This window comes from Ancylobacter lacus, assembly GCF_018390635.1.
Lineage (GTDB): Bacteria > Pseudomonadota > Alphaproteobacteria > Rhizobiales > Xanthobacteraceae > Ancylobacter > Ancylobacter lacus.
In genome coordinates this window covers 1-985 of the sequence record NZ_JAHBGE010000061.1, presented here as the reverse complement: position 1 = coordinate 985, position 985 = coordinate 1, and the positions used below count along the sequence as shown (strand labels likewise).

General features: G+C 61.4%; 1 protein-coding gene. It reads right to left on the bottom strand.

The window, feature by feature from the left end; genetic code table 11:
* Positions 1–3: 3 nt before the first annotated feature.
* Positions 4–498 carry a hypothetical protein gene (locus KHC27_RS14860; RefSeq protein WP_213340174.1) on the bottom strand — a complete coding sequence of 165 codons (495 nt, stop codon included), beginning with the start codon at positions 496–498 and terminating at the stop codon, positions 4–6.
* Positions 499–985 lie beyond the last annotated feature (487 nt).

Sequence of the window (985 nt, the reverse complement as noted above, 5' to 3'; positions counted from 1 at the left end):
GGCCTATCCCACCAAGCCCACCCTCAGTAACGTGGCCTGAGGACGACGCTTACCAATCACCGGATCCTGCGTGCGAAAAACGTTTTTAAGTTCAGCTCCCACATAGACGCCTTGCCTGCCCAGGGCCTCGGCTGCCTCGACCAGATGATCGGGCGACAGGCCGATGCGCAGGTGAGAGGGCAGATGGCCACGAAACGTCGTTTCAAGACCGGCTGGAACGATCGACACATCGCCGGGCCGCCACGGGCCTGCGACGTGCTGGCCTGCGCGTTGCTGCAGCACGTAGGACGAATGATCCCGGGCGATCAGCACGACAGGATGGTCGCGCGGCGGCAATGGATCGGCACGGTCAGCGTGAAGCGGGCCGCAGGCGTCGACCCGAACTCCCCGCCAGTCGCGTCCCTCGCTCGTCGCCAAGCCGGAGCGAACACTCGGCGGCGGCCGCACGAGATTACTTTTGCCGTTCTCATCTTTATTGGGTCGACAATCCATCAGCATGCTCGCGGACTTCTAAGCTCCATCAAGTGGAGTGATCTTGCGCGCGATTATCTTTGGAAGACGCTAGATGGGAAAGGTTCGCTCCGGTCAGCGGTCATACCCAACCGGACAGGCGGCCATAGCACCAGGCTGCTTCATATGCGGTGTCGACGGCCTCGCGTGGTGGCCTTCATCAGGCAGGCGTGCGACTTCCACTGAGACGAGTCGGTATCATGATGTTGATCGCAACATATTACCACCTTGATTGTGGCAAAGCGGGCCTTTAAAAAGCAGAATGGACGTAGAGTTTCGTCGCCGCCTGGTCATTCTGCGGCAGATAACTCGAGGGCCGAGCCGGAACGGACCGTTTCAGTTCGAGGGGCACTTTTCGTTGCAGCAGCCCGCCACCTCATCGCGTCGAGAAGGACCGGCCCGCACCGGCGTCCGAGTGGAGCCCGAGGCTGTGTGAGAACTCTGTGGCTCGTCGCGCAGGTTGTTGCCACGGCGC